This window comes from Sulfitobacter sp. HI0129, assembly GCF_001635395.1.
In the GTDB taxonomy this organism is placed as follows: Bacteria; Pseudomonadota; Alphaproteobacteria; order Rhodobacterales; family Rhodobacteraceae; genus Sulfitobacter.
On sequence record NZ_LWGH01000970.1, the window covers coordinates 1 to 384 of the forward strand.

Genomic DNA, 384 nt, shown 5'->3' on the forward strand with positions numbered 1-384 from the left:
CGCCGGTCGGATGCCGCCGGGCTGAAGCATCTGGCGGGGCATCTGGGCCTTCTGCTGGCAATGGGTGCCTATATCGGCTTCGGTGGCCCCTTCTGGCCCGTGCTGCTGCTGCCCTATGGCATCGTGCTGATGTTCCTCTTTACGCTCAGCCATGAATGTACCCATGCCACGCCCTTCGCCCGGCCCTGGATCAGCGACGTAGTGGGCCACGCGCTGTCGCTTCCCCTGCTTCTGCCCTTCACCTGGTTCCGGTATTTCCACCTCGCGCATCACAAATACACCAACGACCCGGAGCGCGATCCCGAGATTGCAGGCCATCCCCGGCCCACGACCTGGCGCGACTATCTGATCTACTTGTCCGGCTGGGGCTACTGGACCGGCAAC

1 protein-coding gene is annotated in these 384 nt (G+C 63.8%); it reads left to right on the plus strand.

From position 1 onward, the window contains the following. Positions 1-384: fatty acid desaturase (locus A3764_RS21430; protein WP_201722489.1), on the plus strand; the 384-nt coding region annotated here is incomplete at both ends.